Annotated in this window: 13 protein-coding genes and 1 pseudogene; 9 read left to right on the forward strand and 5 right to left on the reverse strand. The window is 58.7% G+C overall.

Going from position 1 to position 26,362, the window contains the following annotated elements; genetic code table 11:
* Positions 1-361: 361 nt before the first annotated feature.
* The 8 genes and pseudogenes from putP to DJ564_RS03325 all read left to right on the forward strand — a co-directional run bounded on the left by putP (position 362) and on the right by DJ564_RS03325 (position 12,781).
* Entirely contained in the window at positions 362-1,846 is a 1,485-nt protein-coding gene (putP, locus tag DJ564_RS03285; RefSeq protein ID WP_010464334.1) for a sodium/proline symporter PutP, read from the forward strand.
* 366 nt (positions 1,847-2,212) lie between these two features.
* On the forward strand, positions 2,213-4,231 hold the full coding sequence (locus DJ564_RS03295; RefSeq protein WP_109627642.1) for a type VI secretion system tip protein VgrG: 2,019 nt from the start codon (positions 2,213-2,215) through the stop codon (positions 4,229-4,231).
* Positions 4,221-4,958, forward strand: coding sequence for a DUF4123 domain-containing protein (locus DJ564_RS03300; protein ID WP_109627643.1), 738 nt, complete (start codon positions 4,221-4,223; stop codon positions 4,956-4,958). The genes DJ564_RS03295 and DJ564_RS03300 overlap by 11 nt, the downstream gene beginning before the upstream one ends.
* Positions 4,958-9,739, forward strand: coding sequence for an RHS repeat-associated core domain-containing protein (locus DJ564_RS03305; RefSeq protein WP_109627644.1), 4,782 nt, complete (start codon positions 4,958-4,960; stop codon positions 9,737-9,739). The genes DJ564_RS03300 and DJ564_RS03305 overlap by 1 nt, the downstream gene beginning before the upstream one ends.
* On the forward strand, positions 9,739-10,098 hold the full coding sequence (locus DJ564_RS03310) for a hypothetical protein (protein WP_109627645.1): 360 nt from the start codon (positions 9,739-9,741) through the stop codon (positions 10,096-10,098). The genes DJ564_RS03305 and DJ564_RS03310 overlap by 1 nt, the downstream gene beginning before the upstream one ends.
* Before the next feature lie 334 nt (positions 10,099-10,432).
* Positions 10,433-10,849 (forward strand): hypothetical protein, encoded by a 417-nt coding sequence (locus DJ564_RS03315; RefSeq protein ID WP_256597466.1) that lies wholly within the window; start codon positions 10,433-10,435, stop codon positions 10,847-10,849.
* A gap of 443 nt (positions 10,850-11,292) precedes the next feature.
* A pseudogene (locus tag DJ564_RS03320) lies at positions 11,293-11,615 on the forward strand (hypothetical protein).
* A 326-nt stretch (positions 11,616-11,941) separates the two neighbouring features.
* Positions 11,942-12,781: a 23S rRNA (adenine(2030)-N(6))-methyltransferase RlmJ gene (locus DJ564_RS03325; RefSeq protein ID WP_109627648.1), complete on the forward strand. Its 840-nt coding sequence runs from the start codon at positions 11,942-11,944 to the stop codon at positions 12,779-12,781.
* Between the two features lie 148 nt (positions 12,782-12,929).
* Here DJ564_RS03325 and msrA read toward each other — a convergent pair whose 3' ends face one another.
* From msrA to aceE, 5 genes are all read right to left on the reverse strand, one after another.
* On the reverse strand, positions 12,930-13,577 hold the full coding sequence (gene msrA, locus DJ564_RS03330) for a peptide-methionine (S)-S-oxide reductase MsrA (RefSeq protein ID WP_109635931.1): 648 nt from the start codon (positions 13,575-13,577) through the stop codon (positions 12,930-12,932).
* Between the two features lie 243 nt (positions 13,578-13,820).
* Positions 13,821-16,514: a bifunctional diguanylate cyclase/phosphodiesterase gene (locus DJ564_RS03335; RefSeq protein WP_109627649.1), complete on the reverse strand. Its 2,694-nt coding sequence runs from the start codon at positions 16,512-16,514 to the stop codon at positions 13,821-13,823.
* Positions 16,515-16,705: 191 nt separating this feature from the next.
* Positions 16,706-18,100 carry an alkaline phosphatase D family protein gene (locus DJ564_RS03340; RefSeq protein ID WP_109627650.1) on the reverse strand — a complete coding sequence of 465 codons (1,395 nt, stop codon included), beginning with the start codon at positions 18,098-18,100 and terminating at the stop codon, positions 16,706-16,708.
* A 269-nt stretch (positions 18,101-18,369) separates the two neighbouring features.
* Entirely contained in the window at positions 18,370-20,328 is a 1,959-nt protein-coding gene (aceF, locus tag DJ564_RS03345; protein ID WP_109627651.1) for a dihydrolipoyllysine-residue acetyltransferase, read from the reverse strand.
* Between the two features lie 11 nt (positions 20,329-20,339).
* Positions 20,340-22,985, reverse strand: a complete 2,646-nt coding sequence (gene aceE / locus DJ564_RS03350; RefSeq protein WP_109627652.1) for a pyruvate dehydrogenase (acetyl-transferring), homodimeric type — start codon at positions 22,983-22,985, stop codon at positions 20,340-20,342.
* 384 nt (positions 22,986-23,369) lie between these two features.
* Between aceE and glnE the strand changes: the two genes are divergently transcribed.
* Positions 23,370-26,309, forward strand: coding sequence for a bifunctional [glutamate--ammonia ligase]-adenylyl-L-tyrosine phosphorylase/[glutamate--ammonia-ligase] adenylyltransferase (gene glnE, locus DJ564_RS03355; protein ID WP_109627653.1), 2,940 nt, complete (start codon positions 23,370-23,372; stop codon positions 26,307-26,309).
* The last annotated feature ends 53 nt before the right edge of the window (positions 26,310-26,362 follow it).

Below are 26,362 nucleotides of genomic sequence, written 5' to 3' on the forward strand. Positions count from 1 at the left end.
GAATAATAAGCAGCTCGTCAGGAAATAAATTCCGGAACGAACGTACCGCGCCGGCTTGGTGCTTTTCATTCTAGTAAACCGTCAGAACTGCCCTAAAAGGGAGCAAAAACAGGGGTTTTTCAGGTAAATCCGACTAGGTGCAACTTATTCTCGAAAAATGGGTTGCACCTTATTTGCTTTGTTGAATAGCATTCGCGGCCAAGGTGCAACCGGTCATAAAAAACAGGTGTACCGGCTGATGGCTTTCCTGGGGAAACATCAGTCATAAATGCGCGGGACCTGAAATCGTCTGTCAAACGTCGTCGTTTGCGCGCGGTTCACCAGCCGCCGCTACATAAAAACAAAGCCAGGGCGAAACTTAATGAGCGTTAGCAATCCAACTCTGATCACGTTCGTGATCTACATCGCAGCAATGGTGCTGATCGGCTTCATGGCCTATCGCTCCACCAACAACCTTTCTGACTACATTCTGGGCGGTCGCAGTCTGGGCAGCGTCGTGACTGCATTGTCCGCCGGCGCCTCCGACATGAGCGGCTGGTTGTTGATGGGCCTGCCGGGCGCCATCTACATGTCCGGTCTGTCCGAAAGCTGGATCGCCATCGGCCTGATCATCGGTGCTTACCTGAACTGGCTGTTCGTCGCCGGCCGTCTGCGCGTACAGACCGAGCACAACGGCGATGCATTGACCCTGCCGGATTACTTCTCCAGCCGTTTTGAAGACAAAAGCGGTCTGCTGCGGATCATCTCTGCCGTCGTGATCCTGGTGTTCTTCACCATCTACTGCGCTTCCGGCATTGTGGCCGGCGCCCGTCTGTTCGAAAGCACCTTCGGCATGTCCTACGAGACAGCGCTGTGGGCCGGTGCTGCGGCGACGATTGCCTACACCTTCGTCGGCGGTTTCCTGGCAGTGAGCTGGACTGACACCGTACAAGCCACGCTGATGATCTTCGCCCTGTTGCTGACGCCGATCATCGTGCTGCTGGCCACCGGCGGCGTCGATACCACGTTCCTGGCCATCGAAGCGCAAGATCCAAGCAACTTCGACATGCTGAAAAACACCACCTTCATTGGCATCATCTCGCTGATGGGTTGGGGCCTGGGCTACTTCGGCCAGCCGCACATCTTGGCGCGCTTCATGGCGGCGGATTCGGTCAAGTCGATCGCTAAAGCACGTCGCATCTCCATGGCCTGGATGATCCTGTGCCTGGGCGGCACCGTCGCTGTAGGTTTCTTTGGTATCGCGTACTTCTCGGCGCACCCTGAACTGGCTGGTCCTGTGACCGAAAACCCAGAGCGCGTGTTCATCGAACTGGCCAAAATCCTCTTCAACCCTTGGGTTGCCGGTGTCCTGCTGTCGGCCATTCTGGCTGCCGTCATGAGCACCCTGAGCTGCCAACTGTTGGTGTGCTCGAGCGCCCTGACCGAAGACTTCTACAAAACCTTCCTGCGTAAAACCGCTTCCCAGGTTGAACTGGTCTGGGTCGGCCGCGCCATGGTGCTGCTGGTTGCCCTGATCGCCATCGCGTTGGCCGCTAACCCGGAAAACCGCGTACTGGGTCTGGTCAGCTACGCCTGGGCAGGTTTCGGTGCTGCGTTCGGTCCGGTTGTCCTGATCTCCGTGATCTGGAAAGACATGACCCGCAACGGCGCACTGGCCGGCATCCTGGTCGGCGCGATCACCGTGATCGTGTGGAAACACTTCGAGCTGCTGGGCCTGTACGAAATCATCCCTGGTTTCATCTTCGCCAGCCTGGCGATCTACATCGTCAGCAAACTGGGCGCCCCGACTCAGGGCATGCTTCAGCGCTTCGCCGCTGCCGAGGCTGATTTCCGCCTGAACAAGTGATCGGGATGAGCTGATGCTCTGACCTTTCGCCGAACATGAAAACGGCCCGCTTCCATTTGGAGGCGGGCCGTTTTTAAGTCTTCCGATTGTGGAGGGCGTGGCGCAGATCCCCTGTGGGAGCGAGCCTGCTCGCGATTGCGGTGTGTCAGTCGACATCAATGTTGAATGAACAACCGCAATCGCGAGCAGGCTCGCTCCCACAGGGGGTAGGGGTGGTCTTGAGGGAAATGTCTGTAGCCAAACGCACCTATTTTCGAAGGAAAAATCTCTAAAAAAGTAGGGCAAATCTGATTTTCCTGTCCCTCCCTCAACACCCCTTGTTGCTCATGCAGAATCGCCCGCCTTCATTCTGCAGAGACACATCGGATGTTCGCTCCTGCCAATCAACCGCGTTTCACGTTGACGATCGACGGCGTCCAGAATGAGCTCAAGGTGCTTGAGTTCACGGGCACGGAAGCCATCAGCCAACCCTACCGCTTTGACCTGGAACTGGTCAGCGAACGGCCAGACATCGAGCTTGAAAGCCTGCTGCATCGTCAGGCGTTTCTGAGTTTCGATGTACAAGGCTCCGGCATACACGGTCAGATCTTTCGCGTCGGTCAAAGCGACTCCGGGAAACGTCTGACCGGCTATCAAATCAGTCTCGTACCGCGATTGGCCTACCTCGGTCAGCGCATCAACCAGCGGATCTTCCAGCACAAAAGCGTGCCGGCGATCATCGCGCAGGTCCTCAAGGACCATGGCATCCAGCGCGATGCGTTCGAATTCCAACTCGGCAGCGACTACGCGCCTCGCGAGTACTGCGTGCAGTACGCCGAAAGCGACCTCGCATTTATCCAGCGCCTGTGCGCCGAGGTCGGCATTCACTACCACTTCCAGCACACCCCCGACGGGCATCTGCTGGTGTTCGGTGATGATCAAACAGTGTTCCCGCGTTTGCCCGAGTCGACGCTGTACCTTCCGGGCAGCGGCATGGCGGCGGATGCGCCGGCCATCAAGCGTTTCAACGTGCGCCTGGAGACCCGCACCACAGCGGTCACCCGTCGCGATTACGACTTCCAGAAACCGCGTCTTTCCCTTGAAAACCGTGTCGACAGCGAACAGCGCCCGGTGCTGGAGGATTACCACTTTCCCGGCCATTTCACCGATCGCGAATACGGCAAACAACTGACGCAACGAGCCTTGGAGCGCCACAACGCGGACTTCCGTCAGGCCGAAGGTCGTGGCGACGATTCTGCCTTGGTCAGCGGACATTTCCTGCACCTCGCCGAGCACCCGCGTCAGGCGTGGAACGACCTGTGGCTGATCACTGAAATCGAACACCGCGGCCGACAGCCGCAAGTGCTGGAGGAGTCGGCCACCAGTGATGACCCGGATGATTTCCAGGGTTATCGCAATACTTTTCTGGCGACACCGTGGGACGTTTCGTTCCGCCCGCCGGTGGGACCGGAAAAGCCACGCATGCTCGGCTACCAACCTGCCGTGGTCACCGGTCCGGTCGACAGCGAAATCCATTGCGACGAGTTCGGCCGGGTAAAGGTCCAGCTCGCCTGGGACCGCGACGGTCAGCTCAACGAACATTCCAGTTGCTGGCTGCGCGTGGCTACCGGTTGGGCCCACGACCATTACGGCAGCGTGCTGATCCCGCGAGTCGGCATGGAAGTGCTGGTGGGTTTCATCGACGCCGATGCCGACAAACCGCTGGTAATGAGTTGCCTGCCCAACGCCGCAACACCGGTGCCACTGGATCTGCCCGCCGACAAGACCCGCAGTATTTTCCGCAGCCAAAGTAGTCCGGGCGGCGGCGGTTACAACGAATTGCGCATCGAGGATCGCAAAGGCGCCGAGGAAATCTACCTGCGCGCCCAGCGAAACTGGACTCAGCACGTGTTGAACGATCAGCAGGTGCAGGTCGATAACGCCCGCAGCATTGTCGTCACCGGCACCGCTCGGCATGAGTTGAAGGCCGACGAGCTACGCATCACCCACGGCCAGCGCCAGACCGAAGTAAAGCTCGACGATCACCTGGTGGTGATGGGTGACCGGCACATTCGCGTGAACAGTCAGGCGCTGAATGCCAGTCAGCAATTCCACGTCAGCGCGGGTCAGCAAGTGGTCATCGATGGCGGCGCCAGCGCGACGATTCAGGCGGGCGGGCAGTGGATCAACATCGGTCCCGGCGGGATTTTCAGCAGCGTGCCGATTCAGGTCGGCGGCGCACTGATGCCGTCGATGGCCGCTGCCCCAGTTTCGCCGAATACGCCGTTAAAACTCGTCGCCGCGCCCGCAGCGCTGCTAAGCGCCGCACAGATCATGAGCCTGCAAAGCGACGCGCCGTTCTGCGAAGAATGCGAGCGCTGCAAGGACGGTGTCTGTGCAGCCTGATTGCTTGTCACCTCGTGAATGGCTGGAACGGCAGCCACTGAAACCGTCGGAACAACTGTTCGCGATCTTCAGCAATGCCAGCACGGCTGAGCCGTTCAAAGCGTGGCGGCAGTCAGTCGCCGCTCAACCGCCTAATCCGATCTGGGCCGACACCGCTTACGCCGAGTGGGAGCCGGTCATGCCCTACGTCGGAATCGTCTCGGCTGAGGGTGAGTTTCTGGAGTGGGTTGCCACGACCGAGTCTCGCGACTGGGGTTGGCTGGCGGTTTCTTCTGCCTCTCAAGATGCATTGGTCGAGCATCTGCGCAGCCTAACTCAAGTGCTATTGCCCAACGGTAATGCGGTGTTTTTCCGCTTCTGGGATGGGAGTTATCTGTTGCCGATTCTTCAGTCTGCCGACGTAAACCCTACGCAATTAATGCCGGTGCTTGACCGCTGTTTGATCAATGGGCAACCGCTCGATATCGGTGGCAGGCCGTTGAAACCCTCCAGGGTTTTTCCGTGGTGGGAAGTTTCCGAGTCGCTACTCGAAGACCTCGCCACCGAGTCCGCGACAACCCGTATCAACAACTTGATGAAGTGGTTGAGCGAGGACCGTCCTGATCTTTTTGAAGCGTTTTCTGAGCATGTGTTGCGGCACAAAGTCGCGATCTTTCTGCAGGCGCCGGACCTGCCTCAAGCCCCGAAACAAGACTTGGCGGATTACCTGATGGCGGAGCTGAACTGATGGATCAGATTGTGCGCATCGAGCAGGAGCTCGACGGTTTTCCGAACACCCTTTCCCTCTACCGTGACCAGCTAAAGCATTGGTTTAGCCTGGCGGCAGACAAGGCCAGTCACGCGGCGGATTTACCTTCGCTGATGGGGATGGAACGGATCGTTCGGTTCGGTAATACCAGCACCGTTGTGAGCAGTGGTGATGACGATTTTCTCTCTACCGTCGTGCAGTGCCCGAAGGGTGGAAAGCTGGAGATCGAGAGCAAGTTCGAATCGGTTTATGACATTCCCGTGGGGAATATTCAGGTCGATGTGATTGCGGCTGAGAGCGGAGAGATAAAGCAGGTCACGCTCGACGAAAATGGCAAAGGGACCTTCGAGGGGAAAGAGGGCAAGTTCTACCGCATTCACGTTCACGACGAAGTCACACCGCAGCAAGTTGAAGATCTGTTCTCTTCCTACGATGGTCTGACGAAGGAGCTGGAAAAGTGGCTGCGTGATGAGTGGAAGACGTTTAAACCGAAGTGGTCGGAATCGTCTGCGGTTGCTGTAGGCAATGGAATGCTTGCGGGCAGTTGGGCCGCTATCGAGGGCGTGTGGGACGGTATCAGTCTGCTTTCAGAGATCCTCAAGGACCCCGGAAAGTTTGGTGAGCGGTTGGGCGAGAGTGCCTTAGAGCTGAAAAGGCTCGCGAACACCGCACCGAAGGTCATGGAGAAAGCCCAGCTGCTGGCCAGCGACGAAGCGGCGCTGTGTTTGCTGTTGCGCTCCGCCAGTCTCTGGTTGGACATGCTGCCGCCCAGCGAGATCGCCGGTAAAACCGCCGAAGCCGTTTCGACGGTGGTGGTGCAGCTATTGATCGACATCCTGATCGGTATCGTTCTGACCTTTGCCGGGGCGGGGGCTGGCATTGCCTATTTGACGATGCGTCTGGCTGATCGGGCCGCGCAGTTGCTCAGCGCTGTTCTGCGCCTCGTCAAAGCAATTTTCACGATCATCAATAACTTCATCAACTACGTCGACCGCTACAAAAAAGTGGCCGCGCGCGGCGTTGCGGCAGGCCTCAAAAAAGGTCGCATGCAACTGCGCTGGGATGCCAAGCGCAACACCACCCTCAAGCGAAACGAACACCACGACAACGCCCCGGATCAAGCGAAAAACCCCAACGGCGACAGCGCCGATTCCGTCGATAAAACCGCCACCAACAAATGCCCGGTCTCGATGGTCACCGGCGAAGAACTGCTGACCCTCACCGACGGTTCGCTGGACGGCATCCTGCCGTTCGACTTCACCCGGCTCTACCGCACCAGCGCCGCCGAGATCGATGTCGGCCTCGGATTTGGCTGGAGTCATTCGTTATCCCATCGGCTGGAAATCGACGGCGAAACGGTCATCTGGATCGACCACGAAAACCGACGCACCACGTTCCCGCTGCCGAGCAGCGCACGCCCGGCAATCCACAACAGCCTCTCGCGCGCTGCGATTTACCTCGGCAATGAACCCGAAGAACTGATCCTCGCCCAGGCCGGCGACGAGGCACGTTTCTACCATTTCCATAATGGTTTTCTGACAGCGATCAGCGACGGATACGACAACCGTCTACGCATCACCCGCGACCGCCAGGGCCGCATCCAGCGCCTCGACAACGGTGCCGGCCGCGCCTTGCTGTTGCGCTATGAACGCAGCCATCTGGTTGCCGTCGACTACCAGGTTTTTGCCCCCGCCCAAACCCTCGAAGAAGCCTGGCAGACCGAGCAAGCACTGGTCTGTTACCGCTACGACGAGCGCAGTCGGCTCATCGAAGCCACCAACGCCGCCGATGAAAGCGAGCGCTACGACTACGACGATCAGCACGTCATTCTCCAGCGGCAACTGGCCGGTGGGGCGAGTTTCTTCTGGGAGTGGGAAAGGTCCGGCAAGGCCGCCCGATGCATCCGCCACCGGGCGTCGTTTGCGCAGATGGACGCGCGGTATACCTGGGATGACCAGGGCAGCGTCACCGTCCACAACATCGACGGCAGCGAAGAGGTTTACGTCCACGACGACCGGGCGCGGCTGGTGCGCAAGGTCGAACTGGATGGCGGCGAACACCTCATGGCCTACGACGACCAGGGTCGGCTGATTGCCGAGCAGGACCCGCTCGGCGCCGTCACCGAATACCGTTACGACGAAGTCGGACGCTTGGTGGCGCTGATTCCGCCAGAAGATGAGCCAACGGCCTACGAGTATCGCAACGGTTTCCTGCACGCACGCTATCGCGGCAAAGCGGTGTGGAAGTATCAGCGCAATGCGCAGGGGGATGTCACCGAAGCGACCGATCCCGATGGCCATGTCACCCACTATCACTACGACGAAAAAGGTCAGTTGCTGTCGATCCGCTACCCGGACACCAGCCGGCATGTGTTCGTCTGGAATGGCTTGGGGCAACTGGTCGAAGAGACGCTGCCGGACGGTGGCGTACGGCGGTTTTCCTACGATGCGCTCGGGCGGCAGATTACCCGTCAGGACGAAAACGGCGCGGTCACGAAGTCGCTATGGGACGCTGTTGGCCGACTGATCCAGACGATTCTTCCTACCGGTGCCAGTCGCGTTTACAGCTACAACGCCTACGGAAAAATCACCGCCGAACGCGACGAACTCGGCCGCGTCACCCGCTACGAATACCTCGACGACCTTCACCTGGTCAGCCGCCGGCTCAATGCCGACGGCACCCAGCTGAAGTATCGCTACGACAACGCGCAGCTGTTGCTCACGGAAATCGAAAACGAATCCGGCGAAAAATATCAGTTGGCCTACACCCCCGGCGGATTGATCCGACAGGAAACCGGCTTCGACGGCCAACGCACGGCGTATGCCTACGACCTCAACGGCCATTTGCTGGAGAAAATCGAGTTTGGCGACGATGGTTCGCAGCTCGTCACCGCCTATGAACGAGACTCGGCAGGACGGTTGCTGGTCAAAACGCTGCCCGACGGGCTCAAGGTCGAATACCGCTATGACAGCCTCGGCCGACTGATTGGCGTCGATGATGGCCACGACCATCCGCTGGAATTCGAGTACGACCAACAGGATCGCCTGATCACCGAGCATCAGGGTTGGGGCACGCTGCGTTATGGCTACGACGCCTGCGGCCAACTCAACCGCCTGCGTCTGCCGGACGGCAGCAAACTCGATTACCACCATGCCAAGGGCGGCGCGCTCACCGCCATCGACCTCAACGGCGCAAGGCTTTCCAGCCACCAATTTGCGTTTGGTCGCGAGCAGCAACGCCAGCAAGGCCAACTGCTCAGCGAATATGCCTACGACGATCAAGGCCGCTTGAAGGCCCACGCTGTCAGCCAACAGCAACAACCGCTCTATCGCCGCGACTATGCCTACAGCGCCAACGGCAATCTCGACAGCATCGCCGACACCCGTCACGGCCAGCGCAACTACCAATACGACCCGCTCAACCGCCTGACCCGCGTCCGTCACACCCGCGACGACCCGGCGGAAAGCTTCGCCCACGACCCGGCCGGTAACCTGCTGATGCAGGATCGGCCTGGCTTGGCGACCGTTAAAGGCAATCGCCTGCTGATGCAGGGCGACCGCCATTACGACTACGACGCCTTCGGCAACCTGGTTCGTGAACGTCGCGGCACCGCGCAAAAACTCGTCACCGAATACCGCTACGACTGCCAGCACCGATTGGTCGGCGTCACCACCCCGGACGGTCGCACCGCCAGTTACCGCTACGACGCCTTCGGCCGCCGTATCGCCAAAACCGTCGACGGCAAAACCACCGAGTTCTTCTGGCAAGGCGACAACCTCATCGCCGAAAGCAGCCGCGAACACTACCGCAGCTACGTCTACGAACCCGGCAGCTTCCGCCCGCTGGCGATGCTCGACGGCAAAGGCCCGCGCAAGGCCTGCCCGTTCTACTACCAACTCGACCACCTCGGCACACCGCAGGAACTGACCGATTTTGGTGGCGAGATCGTCTGGTCAGCGAAGTACAACGCCTACGGCAAAGTCACTCGCCAGACGTTCGGCGGGGGCGAGCAACTTGAACAGCCGTTGCGGTTTCAGGGGCAGTATTTTGATGCCGAGAGTGGTCTGCATTACAACCGGCATCGGTACTATGATCCAGAGGTTGGACGGTATCTGACGCCGGACCCGGTGAAGTTGGCGGGTGGGCTGAACCAGTATCAGTACACGCCGAATCCGACGGGGTGGGTTGATCCGTTGGGGTTGAGCGGGAATTGTCCGCAGTCGGGTAAGACTGGGTGTAAGGCGCCGGATGATACGACAGGCGTTAGGGTTGATGAGGGTGAGGCGCAGCTACCGAAGCTGACAGGTGAGGAGCGGCGGGCAAGAATTGATTGGTTATCAGAGTCAGTTTTTTATAGGCGCTTAAAGGAAATGGAAGAATCGATTGATGGTGCCCACTTCCAGCAGAAACATGGTGCACAAACAACCCTGCAATCCCAGCTTGATCGAATGAAGGAAGGCAAAAATCCAACGACAGGCGAAATAGAAAGGTACGAGAAAGGAAAGAAAAAAGGCGAACCTGTCATTCCTTCGGCCGCGACGCGTTTTCTGAGTCATCGTGATCAATTTAATGCAATACAACGTGCGGAGTTAATTTTTAGGCAGAGCGGTTTAGATGCTTCACGACAACCAATTGAAATGGGTAAAAAAATAGGTGAAGGATTTAAAAGGGAGGGGTTGCAGTATGGTGAGCAGACTAGAGCGATCGTCATACTGGACAAAAATGGTAAAGCTAAAACTTCATATACGGAATTTGACTGATGAATAGGCCCTACACACTGTGGAGTATACGAGGTCTGCTTTTTGTTTTTGATATTGAAAATACTCATGATTTGGAGCGGGAGGAGATTATTGTTTCGAAAAATGTGAATGATGACAAAGAGCTTGCCGAACTTTTTGACGTTTTGCTACGTCCGGAATTTTTTATTTATAGTGAGCAGGAGCGAATTTTATTAATCGAAACCTTGTCTTATTTTTTAGACGTAGGTAATAGTTTTGATGAGATTTTTTCAAAAATGGACACTTATTTTGATGATGAAGTTAAAGATCAAAGGCGGTTTATGACCGTTCTCATTAATTGTTTGGAGCGGTATCAAAACCAAGGAAGTGGCAATAATTAATTCCTGCAGAAGGAAAAAGTCTGATGGCTGAACAGATTTTTTTGCCAAAGGGGACTGCCAAAGTGCCAAAGGGGACGGATTTATTTTTGCTGATTTTTTGCTGCCAGCTTCGAAGGTGTTGTTATAGAGCAACAAATATATCCGTCTCCTTTGTGGTTTAACTACTGCTTCACTTGTGCTCGCGAATGCAACATTGTTTTGACAGTGGTAGCGAGCGGATACACTGTTGGAAAGTGTCATTGAGGAATTAGAAGAATAAATCCGCCATCTTTTTCAAGCTTGATAAGGATAATGTGCTGCGGCCTTTTAATGCTTATCCTTCGGGGAGAAAATGATGCTGCGAGATCCATTTTTAAATGAAGAATTTCAACCCGATTTGATGTGGTTTATTGGCGTCTTTGATGTTTATGATCGCGAGGAAACTCGAGGTGCGGAGCTGGAAGTGTTTAACCCTAATGATCGCATTGACAGAACGGAACTGATCAAAAGATACAGCTTGAATCTAGGTTGTCTGTCCTATAGACATAAGCTCGTGCTGATGGATTTTCTAGCGGAAAAGCTAAACGATGCGTCTTATGACTTTCAGAGTTTGTTTGATATAGATGAAGAAGATGCAGGGAGTTGGCCGCGTGGTGAGTGGTATGCATTGGCGGATCCCCGTGGATTTCTTCAAGATGTCTATACGTTGGCTCAGGAGGTCTGGAAGGAAGATGTTCTTTTAGCGAGCTTTGAAGATCGGGCCAGTTGGTGATAGAGAAGGTGGCACCTGTCAGTCTGGAGTCCTCCGCGTCGGTATTCGCAATGCCAATTGCCAGCACTACGGAATGTTTAAGTGTTGTTTAAAGACCTCGTAACTACTACGAAATTTCCGGGCAAACTCATCGGAAGTTTCCTTCAAGTTGTGACGGCTTCCATGAACTGGTGGGCGATGGGTTGCAGGGATAGTCTTTGGCTGTCACCGCGCAAGTGGTGGCAGGGTGTAGGAGCCCTCTCTCATGATGCAACAGCTCTGTCGTTTGATTGCGGCACTTAACTCGTGTCCATATGATCGTTCGCGGCGGCTGTGTGCGGGACACGCTTCGGCGTGACCGAGGTTCATGAGTGCTCGGTACTCCTACTCCTGCGCATGGCTGCCACCCAAACCTGTAGGAGGGGGTGTTTGGCAGCTAATTTTCATACTCATGGAATTTACAAATGACAACGCTAACGCCAGATCCCCCTACGAAAAACCAATCCCCCACCCCAAAAACCGCTTCATGGCCCTCACCAGCAACTGCACCGACATGCCCACGCTGTTCGTCGATACCCACGCGCCGCTCGATGTTTTATATGACGCTGCCAGCTATCGAATTCGCGCGGTGACGCAGGTGCTTGAGAACATGTCGATGCGCGGTTCGGTTGAGTGTGAGTCGTTCATTCTTAGTGATTTTGCGTTGCTGTGTGCCATTCCGTTGCGGGATGGGTGTGATGTATTGGATGTGGTTGGACGGCGGTTGAAGGCTCGGCCTACGGACTAAGGGCTGGATGGCTTTTGTGGCGAGGGAGCTTGCTCCCGTTCGGCTGCGTAGCAGTCGCCAAACCACGCGCTGTGGTGTGTCTGACAAATCTGCGGTGCTGGGTTTGGGGCTGCTTCGCAGCCCAGCGGGAGCAAGCTCCCTCGCCACAGGGTTTGTGGGTGGCTGGGATGTTTTGGGGCTGCTTCGCAGCCCAACGGGGGCAAGCCCCCTCGCCACAGGTTTTGTGTCCGGCGGAGATTGTGGCTGTTGCGACCGGCCGCTTAGCCGCGAACCCCTGACGTTCGCCTCGGTACAAGGTAAACTTCCCGGCCTTCGCAGGAGCAATCATGAATTATCGTCACGCCTTCCATGCCGGCAATCACGCCGATGTGTTCAAACACCTGACCTTGACCCGCCTCATCGCCCTGATGTCGCGCAAGGAGCAGCCGTTTGCCTATCTCGACACTCACGCCGGCATTGGTCTGTATGACTTGCAGGGTGATCAGGCGAGCCGTACCGGTGAGTACCTGGAAGGTATTGCGCGGTTGTGGGATCAGCCGGATCTGCCGGCGCTGACTGCCGATTACATGAAGGTGCTGCATGACATGAACCCGGATGGCCAGTTGCGCTATTACCCGGGATCGCCTGAGTTGGCGCGGCGTCTGACGCGGCCGCAGGATCGGGTGATGCTTAACGAGAAGCACCCGGAAGACGGCGTGTTGCTCAAGGACAACATGGCCGGCGACCGTCGGGTGAAGGTGCATCTGGGCGAAGGCTGGCATGTGCCGCGTGCGATGTTGCCGGTGCAGGAGAAGCGGGCGGTAATGTTGATTGATCCGCCGTTTGAACAGCTCGATGAAATGCAGCGGTGTGCGGCGTCGTTGAAAGAGGCGATTGGCCGGATGCGCCAAACCGTGGCGGCGATCTGGTATCCGGTGAAGGACCAGCGCATGTTGCGGCGGTTTTATCAGGATCTGGCCGGGACGGGCGCGCCGAAGTTGTTGCGCGTGGAGTTGCTGGTGCATCCGCTGGATACGCCGAACAGTCTGAACGGTTCTGGGTTGGCGATTGCGAATCCGCCGTGGGGGCTGGAAGAGGAATTGCGTGAGTTGCTGCCGTGGTTGTCGAAGAAGCTTGGGCAGACCCAAGGTGGGTGGCAGATGGATTGGTTGATCGCTGAGAGTTGATGGCTGATCAGATGGATTGATGGCGTCTGATCGGACGCCTTCGCGGGCAAGCCCGCTCCCACAGGGTTTCATGTCGATCACAAGAGTGTGGTGAGACATGGATCCTGTGGGAGCGGGCTTGCCCGCGATGCTTTTAGGGCCTGAAAGATCAGATCGGGCAGGTCACGCCCGTGCCGCCAATCCCGCAATACCCTTCAGGGTTCTTCGCCAGGTACTGCTGGTGATACGCCTCGGCGAAGTAGACCGTCGGCGCTTCGTCGATTTCAGTGGTGATTTCGCCTTTCCCGGCCTTGGTCAACTCGGCCTGGAACACGTCCTTGCTGTGCCTGGCGGCGTCCAGTTGAGTCGGGTTGGTCGCATAGATCACCGAGCGATACTGCGTGCCGATGTCGTTGCCCTGGCGCATGCCTTGGGTCGGGTTGTGCAATTCCCAGAACATTTTCAGCAGCTCTTCGTAGCTGACTTTTGCCGGCTCGTAGACCACCAGCACCACTTCGCTGTGGCCGGTCAGGCCCGAGCAGACTTCTTCGTACGTCGGGTTCGGCGTAAAACCGCCGGCGTAACCCACTACCGTGCTGACCACGCCTTCACGTTGCCAGAACTTGCGTTCCGCGCCCCAGAAGCAGCCCAGGCCGAAGATCGCGAAATCCACGTCCATCGCGAACGGGCCCAGCAGCGGGGCGTCGTGGACGAAGTGTTTTTCCGGCAGGTTCATTGGGGTTTCGCGGCCAGGCAGAGCTTGTTCTTTGGTAGGGAGCACGTTTTTGTTCACCAGTATTTCCGAGCGCAAGACCATCATCAGTCCCCTCAGTCAGGTTGAATGTGAATTGTCAGACACGCAGTTTGCCCAATGCCGGCCGGTTACGCACTACCCCTGTGGGAGCGAACCTGTGGCGAGGGGGCTTGCCCCCGTTGGGCGGCGAAGCTGCCCCAAAATCTCTGAGGTACCAAAGATTTTGTGAGTGCTGCGCACTCAAACGGGGGCAAGCCCCCTCGCCACAGGGATTGCGGGTGTTTCACAGGGGATTTTGCGGTGTGCTCAGATGAGCGGGCCGCGCGGGTAGCGCTTGAGCTTTTCGATCAGCTCGGCGCCGGGGATTGGCCGGTCGAACAGGTAACCCTGGCCGACGTCGCAGCGGTGACGACGCAGGAACGCCAATTGCTCGGCCGTCTCGATGCCTTCCGCCACGACCTTGAGTTTCAGGTTGTGGGCCATGGCGATCACTGCGGAGGTGATTTCCATGTCGTCCTGGTTGTCCGGGATTTCGTGGATGAAGCTGCGATCGATCTTGATGATGTCGATCGGGAATTTTTTCAGGTAACTGAGCGACGAATAACCGGTGCCGAAGTCGTCCATGGCCAGGGTCAGGCCCAGGCGCTTGAGCTGGTCGAGCTGCAAGTGGGTGTCTTCGGTGGCTTCCAGCAACAGGCCTTCGGTCAGCTCCAGCTCCAGCAGGTTCCCCGGCAGCGCTTCTTCCTTGAGGATGTTGGCGATGGAGGCCACCAGGTCCGGGTCGGAGAACTGCTTGGGCGACAAGTTGATCGCCACTTGAAGATTGCCCAGGCCGGCGGCGGTCAGGTCTTTGCTCATGCGGCAGGCCTGGCGGGCGATCCATTTGCCGATGGGGATGATCAAGCCGGTTTCTTCGGCAACGCTGATGAACTGGTCCGGGCGGATCATGCCTTTTTCCGGATGGTTCCAGCGCAGCAGCGCTTCCATGCCCAGCAGGCGACCGCTGCGCAGGCACAGCTTGGGTTGGTAGAACACGTCCAGCTCGTTCTGGGTCAGGGCGCGGCGCAGGTTGTTCTCGACGAACAGCTTGTAGCTGGCCTCGGCGTTCAGCGCTTCGGTGAACACCTGGACCTGGTGTTTGCCGTTGGCCTTGGCCTTGTGCAGCGCCAGGCCGGCGTTGCGCATCAGGGTCTGTGGATCGCGACCGTGCAGCGGCGCGCAGGCCAGGCCGACGGAGCCGGTGACGCTGATCAACTGGTTGTCGACGAACATTGGCTTGTCGAGGGTCGCCAGCAATTGGTTGGCGACGTGCTGGCCCATTGCGAGGTCGGTGTTGTCCAGCAACACGGCGAATTCGTTACTGGCGAACCGCGCCAGGCTGCCGCTCGGGCTCAGGCTGTTGCGCAGGCGCCGGGCCAGGCTGATCAGCAGTTTGTCGCCGGTCTGGTGGCCGAGGCTGTCGTTGATGCGCTTGAAGTTGTCGATGTCCACCAGCAACAGGCTGATCGGCGTATCGCTGTCTCGGGCGAAGCGTTCGTCGAGGTTACGGATGAACGCCGGGCGGTTGCCGAGGTTGGTCAGGTTGTCGGTGTAGGCCAGGCGCTCGATGCGCTGCTGGGCGAGCTTGGTCTGGGTGATGTCTTCGTAGATGCCGATGTAATGCGTCAGCTCACGGTTGTCGCCGTAGACCTTGGAAATCGACAACTGGCCCCAGTAGGGTTCGAGGTTTTTACGGCGGCTCTTGAACTCGCCCTGCCAACTGTTGCTCTTGGCCAGCGCCGAGGGCGCGTCGAACAGCAGCTCGCTGAGGTTTTCCAGTGCCGGCAGTTCCGACAGGCGCTGGCCGTGGACTTCTTCGGTGGTGTACTGGGTGATCGCCGTGAAGCTCGGGTTGACGTATTCCACCACGCCATCGCAATTGACCAGCAAAAAGGCGTTGGCGCTTTGCTCGACCGCACGCTGGAACAAATGCAGGGCACTGGTGGCGGTGCGGCGGTTGTGATTGTTGATGACCTGAGCGAACTGATCGGCCAACTCGCCAGCGAAGGCGATTTCATCCGACTGCCAGGCGCGAGTCGCGCCGGTCTGTTCCAGGCACAGCACGCCGACCACCTGGCCGTCGACACGAATACTGGCGTCGAGCATCGCGTTCACATCGCGCGGGCGCAGGCTCTCGGCCATTTCCCGGGTGCGTGGGTCGCGCATGGCGTTGTGGGCGTCGATGGCGCGGCTGCTGTGCAAGGCGTCGAGGTAATCGGGGAAGCCGCTGACGTCGATCGGGTCCGGCAGTTGGTAATCCCCGGAGGCGCGGTGATAGGCCGAGATCGGCACCAGCAGCGAGCCTTCGAGGTTCCACAGGCTGGCGCAATCGATTTCGTAGATATCGCACGCGCTACGGGTGATCAGTTCGGCGGCTTCTTGCAGGGAATTGTTGGTGCTGTAGCGCTGGCGGGTCAGCAGCAGAATCAAGTCTTGCTGGGCGCGCACCCGGTCCAGGTGCTGCAGTTGTTCCAGCTGGGCGCGCTGATTGAGCTCCAAGGCGATTTGCAGGCGCGAGTTCTGCGTTTCCAGGTCCAGTGACGGCAGCAGCGGTTCACCCTCGAACAAGCCGTCCACGACCATCAGGTAGCCGCGCAGCAGGTGTCGATTGTGTTGGCGGTAGGCTTCGCCGAGCTCGAGCAGGCTCAGGGAGCCCTTGGCGGTGTGCAGCTTGTAGCGGATCAGGTAATGCGGGCCGTCGCTGAGTTGCTGCTGAATCGCGTCGTGCAGCTGATAGCGCGCTTCGGGCTCCATCAGGCTGGCGTAAGGTGAGTCGACCAGGGCACAAAGCTCCACGGCCGGCAGACCAAACTGTCGTTCGCAATTGGGATCGAGAAACAGCAGTGCCCAGCTAGCTTCATTCAGCCGTTCGAAACGCAGCATGCCGAGCCGCGAGGGCACAGGCAATTGCGTCACTACCTCGGCCACCATACGGCTGGCGGCATCGGGTTGGCTTTTCATTGAGGGAAACTCGCTTCGAATGTGCTGATCGCGCCGGGCTCTCGCCCTCTTTACTGTTGCCTGCGGCAAGGTTGCATCATTGCGACACTGACTGACAAGAGACATGAAGGCCAAGTGCTATAAGAATATGTCGGCAGGGGCGAAGATTTCTCCAGCAAGAGCCGAAAACTAATGCATTTGGCCTCAGTGCCTTAGCGCAACGGGATGCTGATCGATTGCAGGCGCTTTCCATTGCGGTCGTGGTAATTGACCTGAATCTGCTCCCGATCCACCACCAGATGGGCGAAGTTGTCTTCGCTGACCACCTCGCTGGTCAATTCATGTCGATAGTCTCCCGCAGCGGTTCGTGCCAGTGCCTGATCGAGAATGAAGGTTGATGCGGAGGCATACGGCAGCAGTTTGCTGTTGCACAGGGGTGACGACACGATGGTGTGTACTTCGAAGTCCGGATCCTCGCTGTGGGTCAGTCGGCTGGTCAGAGAGCCGTGGACATCGCCGGAAACGAAGATGACATTCTTGATGCGATGCGTACGAATCGTCTCCAGCAGCCGTAGGCGTTGTTCCGGGAAGGCTTTCCAGGCGTCATCCCCGTTGAGTTTGCGGTCGGGGTAGAACATCACGCTGGTGACCACGAACTTGACCTGGGCCGGGCTGTGGATCAGCCATCTACTCAGCGCCTGTTCCTGATCTTCGTCGAGGATGCGTCGATCATCGGGCGACAGATTGCGACAGGTCCGGCTGTCGGTGACAAACCATTCAATATCGCCCTCGGCGAACTGATACCAATACCGTTCAAGCTTTGGGCTTAATTGGCCATTGGCTAATAAGGCATGCGCCGGGCTGTGGCTGGCCTGATATATCTCATAGGCTGCCATGGCGTTCTTATATAAATAAGCATCGGCCTTGCTCTCGTTGACAGGCCAGTTGTCTTCTATTTCATGGTCGTCGAGGATCATATAAGTCGAAATATTGGACATTAATCTGGTGATATTCGGCTGAGAAAAGGCCGCGCGATACTTGCTGAGTATTTCCTTGTATTCCCGATCGGGCGCAATGACGTTCAAGTCATCCACGTAGATTTGATCGCCCGTCATCAGCATCGCGCTGATGGGTGGTTCCGCCCGCTGCGCGAGTTCGGTGATCGCGGCAAAAATCCGGTCGCCGGCCTGGGGCGCGATGACCACACCCGCAGTCAGGCGCAGATAGCGGCATGAGCCAACAATGTACGCTCGCGCAATGCCGGCTTTGCTGGACCGGGTGCGAAAGCGATAAGTCTCTCGTGGCCATTGCAGCGGCAGTTCCTGGACGGTTTCCACGGTATGCACCGGGCTCATGGGACTGAACCATCCGGCCTGGTATTCGTACACGGTGTCGGTGGCGAGGTTTTTCAGTGCAATCACATCGGACATGTCACGCAAGATAGACAGTTTGGTAAAGACGCCTTGCGACCAACGCTCTTCTCCAATGTGCCGATAACGAACGCCGGCAAATACCAATGAATTTTCTTGAAGTTCGCCGCGCAGGAAAATACGTACGTGGTTAGTTGTAGTGTGGCCAACAATAGGGCCGGCAGTCGGTTTAAACATGTTCGAATCCGTTCGAAATAACGCTAACTAAGCAATGATGTTTTCAGTGCGTATAAGAAAACTCTGTTGAACTAAGCCTAGTTATTAAATAGCAAAAAATATCGAGCGAAAGTCGCCGTGAGTTGTGGGTGATGTAAGCCACGACTGTAGGAAATTACTTTATTCAAGGCAAAAAAAGCCCCGCCAAATTGGCGGGGTTGAGGTACGAGCGTGGCGCTCGGAAAACGAGGAACGCGACAGGCCCTCCGGTGAAGGAGGGCCGGCCGGTGTTACAGCAAGATGGTGCGGATGTCCGCCAGCAGGCTGCTCAGACGCTGGGTGAAGCGTGCAGCAGCGGCGCCGTTGATCACGCGGTGATCGTAGGACAGCGACAGCGGCAGCATCAGTTTCGGCTGGAAGGCTTTGCCATCCCAGACTGGCTGGATGGTTGCCTTGGAAACACCGAGGATCGCCACTTCCGGCGCGTTGACGATCGGCGTGAAGCCGGTGCCGCCAATGTGGCCGAGGCTGGAAATGGTGAAGCAGGCGCCTTGCATGTCGTCAGCGGTGAGCTTCTTGTCGCGGGCCTTGGCGGCCAGCGCAGCGGCTTCGGCTGCCAGTTGCAACAGGCTCTTCTGGTCGACGTTCTTGATGACCGGTACCAGCAGGCCTTCAGGGGTGTCGACGGCGAAGCCGATGTTCACGTACTTCTTGCGAATGATCGCCTTGCCGCTTGGTGCCAGCGAACTGTTGAAGTCCGGCAGTTCCTTGAGCAGATGCGCGCAGGACTTGAGCAGCAGCGGCAGGATGGTCAGCTTGACGCCGGCCTTCTCTGCAACGGCTTTCTGAGCAACACGGAACGCTTCCAGGTCGGTGATATCAGCCGAATCGAACTGAGTCACGTGCGGAATGTTCAGCCAGCTGCGATGCAGGCTCGACGCGCCGATCTGCATCAGGCGAGTCATCGGCACTTCTTCGGTTTCACCGAAGCGGCTGAAGTCCACGACCGGAATCGGCGGAATGCCGGCGCCGCCGGTTACGCCAGCTGCGGCGGCCGGTGCTTCCTTGGCCTTCTGCATCATGGCTTTGACGTAAACCTGCACGTCTTCTTTCAGGATGCGACCGTGCGGGCCACTGGCGCCGACGGCGTTCAGCTCGACGCCGAACTCGCGAGCCAGTTGGCGTACAGCCGGGCCAGCGTGAACCTTGGCGCCCGGCTTGGCCGGTGCAGCGGCAGGTGCGGCAGGTGCCGGAGCAGCAGGCGCCGCGGCGGCCGGAGCAGGAGCGCTCGGTGCAGCAGCGGCTGGAGCTGGAGCAGCGGCCGGGGCAGCGCCTTTGACTTTCAGCTTCAGGATCAGGTCGCCGGTACCGACTTCGTCATCCAGCTTGATGGAAACGCTTTCCACCACGCCGGCGGCAGGCGATGGAATTTCCATGCTCGCCTTGTCGGATTCCAGGGTGATCAGCGACTGGTCGGCAGTGACGGTGTCGCCTGCCTTGACCAGCACTTCGATGATCTTGGCCTTGCCCGCCGAACCGATGTCCGGGACATGAATGTCTTGAATACTGTCGGCAACCGGTGCAGCCGGGGCTGCAGCGGCAGGTGCCGGAGCAGCAGCAGGCGCAGCGGCTTGAGCTGGCGCGGCCGCAGCAGGGGCCGCAGCACCCGCCACTTCCAGGTCCAGGATCAGGTCGCCGGTGCCGACTTCGTCGTTGAGCTTGACGCTGATGGCCTTGACCACGCCAGCGGCAGGCGATGGGATTTCCATGCTCGCCTTGTCGGATTCCAGGGTGATCAGCGACTGATCAGCCTCGACGGTGTCGCCGACCTTGACCTGGATCTCGATGATCTGGGCCTTGCCCGCCGAACCGATATCCGGCACGTGCACTTGCTGAACCGAAGCGGCAGCAGGCGCGGCGGCCGGTGCTGGAGCAGCGGGGGCAGGAGCGGCAGCCGGTTTCTCTTCAGCTTTGGCAGCCGGTGCAGCCGCAGCCGCAGGGGCCGCATCAGCGGCACCTTCGACTTCCAGTTCCAGCAGTTCGTCGCCTTCTTTCAGGCGATCGCCCAGCTTCACTTTCAGGCTTTTGACGATGCCGGCCTTGGGAGCAGGGACTTCCATGCTCGCCTTGTCCGATTCCAGCGTCAGGATGCTCTGTTCGGCTTCGATACGGTCGCCGACCTTCACAAACAGTTCAATTACTTCACCTTCACCGCTGCCGATGTCAGGTACGCGAATGAGTTCGCTCACAGAGTGTCTCCTCAGCAGTCCAGTGGGTTGCGTTTTTCCGGGTTGATCCCGAACTTGGCGATGGCTTCAGACACCACCTTAGGTTCGATATCACCACGGTCAGCCAAGGCTTCCAGGGCTGCCAACACCACGAAATGACGGTCGACTTCGAAGAAGTGACGCAGCTTCTTGCGGCTGTCACTGCGGCCGAAACCGTCGGTGCCCAGGACTTTGAATTCCTTGGACGGGACCCACTGACGAATTTGCTCAGCGAACAGCTTCATGTAGTCGGTAGACGCGATGACCGGACCTTTACGGCCGTTCAGGCACTCTTCGACATAGCTCAGTTTAGGCTTCTGGCCCGGGTGCAGACGGTTGGTGCGCTCGACGGCCAGGCCATCGCGACGCAGTTCGTTGAAGCTGGTAACGCTCCAGACGTCGGCGGCAACGTTGAACTCTTCACGCAGAATCTTCGCCGCTTCACGGACTTCACGCAGGATGGTGCCGGAGCCCATCAGCTGTACGTGGTGCGCCGCTTCGCGGGTGTCTTCCTCGAGCAGGTACATGCCCTTGACGATGCCTTCCTCGACACCGGCCGGCATGGCTGGCTGCTGATAGGACTCGTTCATCACGGTGATGTAATAGAAGATGTCCTGCTGTTCTTCGGTCATCTTCTTCATGCCGTCCTGGATGATCACCGCCAGCTCGTAGCCGTAGGTTGGATCAAAGGTGCGGCAGTTCGGGATGGTACCAGCCAGGATGTGGCTGTGACCGTCTTCGTGTTGCAGGCCTTCGCCGTTCAGCGTGGTCCGGCCTGCGGTGCCGCCGATCAGGAAGCCACGGGTACGGCTGTCGCCGGCAGCCCAGGCCAGGTCGCCGATACGCTGGAAGCCGAACATCGAGTAGAAGATGTAGAACGGCAGCATTGGCTGGTTGTGGCTGGAGTACGAAGTACCGGCAGCGATGAAGGAGCTCATGGCGCCCGCTTCGTTGATGCCTTCTTCGAGGATCTGGCCCTTCTTGTCTTCCTTGTAGAACATCACCTGGTCTTTATCGACTGGCTCGTAGAGCTGGCCGACGGACGAGTAGATGCCCAACTGACGGAACATGCCTTCCATACCGAAGGTACGGGCTTCGTCCGGAATGATCGGAACGATGCGCGGGCCGATTTCCTTGTCCTTGACCAGCTGCGCGAGGATCCGCACGAAGGCCATGGTGGTGGAGATTTCACGGTCGCCCGAACCATCAAGAATGGCCTTGAGGGTATCGAGTGATGGCGTCGGCACGCTGAAACTTTGCGCGCGGCGCTGTGGCACGAAACCGCCCAGTGCAGTGCGGCGCTCGCTCAGGTAGCGGGCTTCGGCGCTGTTTGGTTCTGGCTTGAAGAACGGCAGGTTTTCCAGCTCTTCGTCGCGCACAGGAATGTCGAAACGATCGCGGAACAGCTTCAGGCTTTCAACATCAACCTTCTTGGTGTTGTGCGCGGTGTTCTTCGCTTCGCCGGCACCGGTGCCATAACCCTTGATGGTCTTGGCCAGGATGACGGTCGGTTGTTCTTTGTGGTTGACCGCTTCGTGGTACGCCGCGTAGACCTTGTACGGGTCGTGGCCGCCACGGTTGAGTTTCCAGATCTCGTCGTCGGACAGATCAGCAACCATCGCCTTGAGTTCTGGCGAGTTGAAGAAGTGTTCACGCACGAACGCGCCGTCTTTGGCTTTGTAGTTCTGGTACTCGCCGTCGATGACTTCGTCCATGCGACGTTGCAGGATACCGTCGACGTCTTTGGCCAGCAGTGGGTCCCAGAAACGGCCCCAGATGACTTTGGTCACGTTCCACTGAGCACCGCGGAACACGCCTTCGAGTTCCTGGATGATCTTGCCATTGCCGCGAACCGGGCCGTCGAGGCGCTGCAGGTTGCAGTTGATGACGAAGATCAGGTTGTCGAGCTTCTCGCGGCCAGCCAGCGAGATCGCGCCCAGGGATTCCGGCTCGTCGCACTCGCCGTCGCCCAGGAAGCACCAGACTTTCTGCTTGCCTTCAGGGATGAAACCACGGGCTTCCAGGTACTTCATGAAGCGTGCCTGGTAGATCGCCTGGATCGGGCCCAGACCCATGGATACGGTCGGGAACTGCCAGAAATCAGGCATCAGCCAAGGGTGCGGATAGGACGAGAGGCCCTGGCCGTCGACTTCCTGGCGGAAGTTGTTCATCTGGTCTTCGGTGATGCGGCCTTCCATGAACGCGCGGGCATAAACGCCTGGCGAGGTGTGGCCCTGGAAGTAGATCAGGTCGCCGCCGTGTTCGTCGGTCGGGGCCTGGAAGAAATAGTTGAAGCCGATGTCGTACAGGGTGGCGCTGGAGGCGAAGCTGGAGATGTGACCGCCCAGGTCAGAATCTTTCAGGTTCGTACGCATCACCATGGCCATCGCGTTCCAGCGCACCAACGAGCGAATGCGGCGTTCCATGAACAGGTCGCCAGGCATGCGTGCTTCGTGGGTTACGGGAATGGTGTTGCGGTATGGCGTGGTGATGGCGTAAGGCAACTGCGAACCGCTGCGGGTTGCGAGTTCACCCATACGGGTCATCAGATAGTGAGCGCGGTCTTCGCCTTCTTTGTCGAGAACCGATTCCAGGGCGTCCAGCCATTCCTGGGTTTCGACGGGATCGAGGTCTTGCATGGCTTGCTCCAGGGCGGAAAGGCTTCCAGAATCGGTTGCCTGAGTTTGCGACTGGCCTTGTGGGCAGACGATATAAATTCTTGGATTGCCGAGTGGTAGGTTCCGGCGGCGTGTAGTTTTACTACAAATCATCGGGCATTTCAGCTATCTGGATGTATATACGAGTAGTAAAACTACAGATGAGCGGCTTGTGGCCTCCGGCTGCGTTGTGAGAATAATCGTTAAGGTTGGTCTTTTGCCAACCGAAAAAGGTGAAAGCTTGATGCTGTCTGCCAAAAACAAAGTAATTTCAGCTATTTCTAACCTTTGTTCGACAGTCGATCACGTAGTGCGAATTGAAAATTCACTACATGCCGCCCTCTACACGCCGATCAAGGATAGACCATGAGCCTCCCTGTGCTTGCCGAACTGCCCGGCATTCTCCTGCCGTTTGTCACCCGCGCCGAGCAGTCGTTCCGCACCGCCGTGGCCGAGCTGGAAGACGACCATGGGCTGTCTGCCTGGACGCCTGAGCGCTGGGCGCAATTCGCCCGCGTCACCGCCGCCAGCGACTTCGTGACCGAGCAGTGTGTGCGTGACCCTTTGATGTTGCTGACGCTGGGGCAGTCCGGCGAACTGGACCGCAGCTTTGCGCCCGGCGAGCTGTGCGGGCAGATCGCGGCGGCGGTGAATGCGGCTGAAACCGAAGACGAGCTAGGTCGTGTCCTGCGCCGTCAACGCACCCGTCATCAAGTGCGGATCATCTGGCGTGACCTGACTCGCCAGGCGGACCTGATCCAGACCTGCCGCGACCTTTCAGACATGGCCGATGCGAGCATCGATCAGGCCTATCAGTGGTTGTACGCGCGGCATTGCCAGCAGTTCGGCGTGCCGACCGGCCGGCGCAGTGGCGAGCCGCAGCAAATGGTCATCCTCGGCATGGGCAAGCTCGGCGCCGTGGAACTCAACCTGTCGTCGGACATCGACCTGATCTTCGCCTACCCCGAGGGCGGTGAAACCGTCGGGGTGAAACGCTCGCTGGATAACCAGGAATTTTTCATTCGCCTCGGCCAGCGCCTGATCAAGGCACTGGACCCGATGACCGTCGACGGTTTTGTGTTCCGCGTCGACATGCGCCTGCGGCCTTACGGCTCTGCCGGCGCGCTGGTGCTGAGCTTCAACGCGCTTGAACAGTATTACCAGGACCAGGGCCGCGACTGGGAACGCTACGCGATGATCAAGTCGCGGGTGGTGGCCGGCGATCAAGTGGCCGGCGCGCAACTGCAAGAAATGCTGCGCCCGTTCGTTTACCGACGTTACCTCGATTTCTCGGCGATCGAAGCGCTGCGCACCATGAAGCAACTGATCCAGCAGGAAGTGCGCCGCAAGGGCATGGCCGACAACATCAAGCTTGGGTCGGGCGGCATTCGCGAAGTTGAATTTATCGCCCAGGCGTTTCAGCTGATCCACGGCGGTCGCGACTTGAGCCTGCAGCAACGTCCTCTATTAAAAGTGCTGGGCACCCTGGAAGGTCAGGGGTATTTGCCGCCGGCGGTGGTCAGCGAACTGCGCGAAGGCTACGAATTCCTGCGTTACACCGAGCACGCGATCCAGGCGATTGCCGACCGCCAGACCCAGATGCTGCCGGACGGCGCCCAGGATCAGGCGCGCATTGCCTTTATGTTGGGCTTCGCTGACTGGGAGGCTTTCCATGAGCAGCTGATGTATTGGCGCGGCCGCGTGGCCTGGCACTTTGGTCAGGTGATCGCCGACCCCGATGAAGAGGAAGGCACCGAAAGCGAAGTGGTGGTCGGCGGTGAATGGCTGCCGCTTTGGGAAGAAGCCCAGGATGAAGAGGCCGCTTGCCGCCAGTTGGAGGAGGGCGGTTTTGCCGATGCCACCAAGGCCTTGAAGGCGTTGGCCGGTTTGCGCAACAGCCCGCAATTGCGCGCGATGCAACGCTTGGGGCGCGAGCGCCTCGATGCGTTCATTCCGCGGTTGCTGGCTCAGGCGGTCGAGCATGCCAATCCGGATCTGGTGCTGGAACGCGTGTTGCCGCTGGTGGAAGCGGTGGCCCGTCGCTCCGCGTATCTGGTGTTGCTGACCGAGAACCCCGGCGCGCTGCGGCGTTTACTGACGTTATGCGCGGCAAGCCCGTGGATCGCTGAGCAAATCACCCGCTTCCCGCTGCTGCTCGACGAATTGCTCAATGAAGGCCGGTTGTTCAAGCCGCCCATGGCGCCGGAGTTGGCCGCCGAGTTGCGCGAGCGCCTGACGCGGATTCCCGAAGACGACCTCGAACAGCAAATGGAAGCCCTGCGTCACTTCAAACTGGCGCACCGGTTGCGGGTCGCTGCCTCGGAAATCGCCGGCAGCCTGCCGTTGATGAAAGTCAGCGATTACCTGACCTGGCTCGCTGAAGCGATCCTCGAACAAGTGCTGGCGCTGGCCTGGCGCCAAACCGTGGCCAAATACGGCACGCCACTGCGCACCGACGGCACCTTGTGCGATCCGGGCTTCATCATTGTCGGTTATGGGAAAGTCGGCGGGCTGGAATTGGGGCATGGTTCGGACCTGGACCTGGTTTTCATCCATGACGGCGATCCGCAGGCCGAGACTGACGGGGCGAAACCCATCGACGGCGCGCAATTTTTCACCCGGTTGGGGCAGCGGATCATTCATTTGATTACCACCCAGACCAACTCCGGTCAGTTGTATGAAGTCGATATGCGCCTGCGACCTTCCGGTGCCTCGGGGTTGCTGGTGAGCTCGGTCGGGGCGTTTGCCCGGTATCAGGAGAACGAAGCCTGGACCTGGGAACATCAGGCGCTGGTACGGGCGCGGGTGCTGGTGGGCAGCAAAGATGTTGGCCAGGCGTTCGAGAAGGTCCGCGCGGCGATATTGGGCAAACCACGGGACCTGGCGACTTTGCGCCAGGAGGTGAGCGAGATGCGCGCCAAGATGCGCGATAACCTTGGCAGTAAGAGCACCGCGGCCGGCACCGCGGCAAATGCCTTCGAGGCCGCGGCGCCGTTCGATCTCAAGCAGGACGCCGGAGGTATCGTCGATATTGAATTTATGGTGCAATACGCGGCCCTGGCGTGGTCCGAAACACACCCGCCATTGCTGCGCTGGACAGACAACATCCGCATTCTGGAAGAGCTGGAACACGAAGGGCTGATGCCCGCCGAAGACGCCAGCCTGTTGCGCGAGGCCTACAAAGCCTACCGCTCCGCCGCGCACCGGCAGGCCTTGCAGAAGGACGCCGGGGTGATACCGGGTGACCAGTTTGTAGATGAGCGCCGGCAGGTATTGCGGATCTGGAAAGAGTTGGGGCTAAGCTGAAGCTGACTCGGGACGTGGCGGGCTTTTGTGGCGAGGGAGCTTGCTCCCGCTCG

The sequence above is a fragment of the Pseudomonas sp. 31-12 genome (genome assembly GCF_003151075.1).
GTDB lineage: Bacteria > Pseudomonadota > Gammaproteobacteria > Pseudomonadales > Pseudomonadaceae > Aquipseudomonas.

What these genes read in the sequence shown, in the direction of transcription:
- putP (WP_010464334.1), top strand. Translation starts at nt 362, where the DNA reads ATGAGCGTTAGCAATCCAACTCTGATCACGTTCGTGATCTACATCGCA.
- DJ564_RS03295 (WP_109627642.1), top strand. Translation starts at nt 2,213, where the DNA reads ATGTTCGCTCCTGCCAATCAACCGCGTTTCACGTTGACGATCGACGGC.
- DJ564_RS03305 (WP_109627644.1), top strand. Translation starts at nt 4,958, where the DNA reads ATGGATCAGATTGTGCGCATCGAGCAGGAGCTCGACGGTTTTCCGAAC.
- DJ564_RS03310 (WP_109627645.1), top strand. Translation starts at nt 9,739, where the DNA reads ATGAATAGGCCCTACACACTGTGGAGTATACGAGGTCTGCTTTTTGTT.
- DJ564_RS03315 (WP_256597466.1), top strand. Translation starts at nt 10,433, where the DNA reads ATGCTGCGAGATCCATTTTTAAATGAAGAATTTCAACCCGATTTGATG.
- DJ564_RS03325 (WP_109627648.1), top strand. Translation starts at nt 11,942, where the DNA reads ATGAATTATCGTCACGCCTTCCATGCCGGCAATCACGCCGATGTGTTC.
- msrA (WP_109635931.1), bottom strand. Translation starts at nt 13,577, where the DNA reads ATGGTCTTGCGCTCGGAAATACTGGTGAACAAAAACGTGCTCCCTACC.
- DJ564_RS03335 (WP_109627649.1), bottom strand. Translation starts at nt 16,514, where the DNA reads ATGAAAAGCCAACCCGATGCCGCCAGCCGTATGGTGGCCGAGGTAGTG.
- DJ564_RS03340 (WP_109627650.1), bottom strand. Translation starts at nt 18,100, where the DNA reads ATGTTTAAACCGACTGCCGGCCCTATTGTTGGCCACACTACAACTAAC.
- aceE (WP_109627652.1), bottom strand. Translation starts at nt 22,985, where the DNA reads ATGCAAGACCTCGATCCCGTCGAAACCCAGGAATGGCTGGACGCCCTG.
- glnE (WP_109627653.1), top strand. Translation starts at nt 23,370, where the DNA reads ATGAGCCTCCCTGTGCTTGCCGAACTGCCCGGCATTCTCCTGCCGTTT.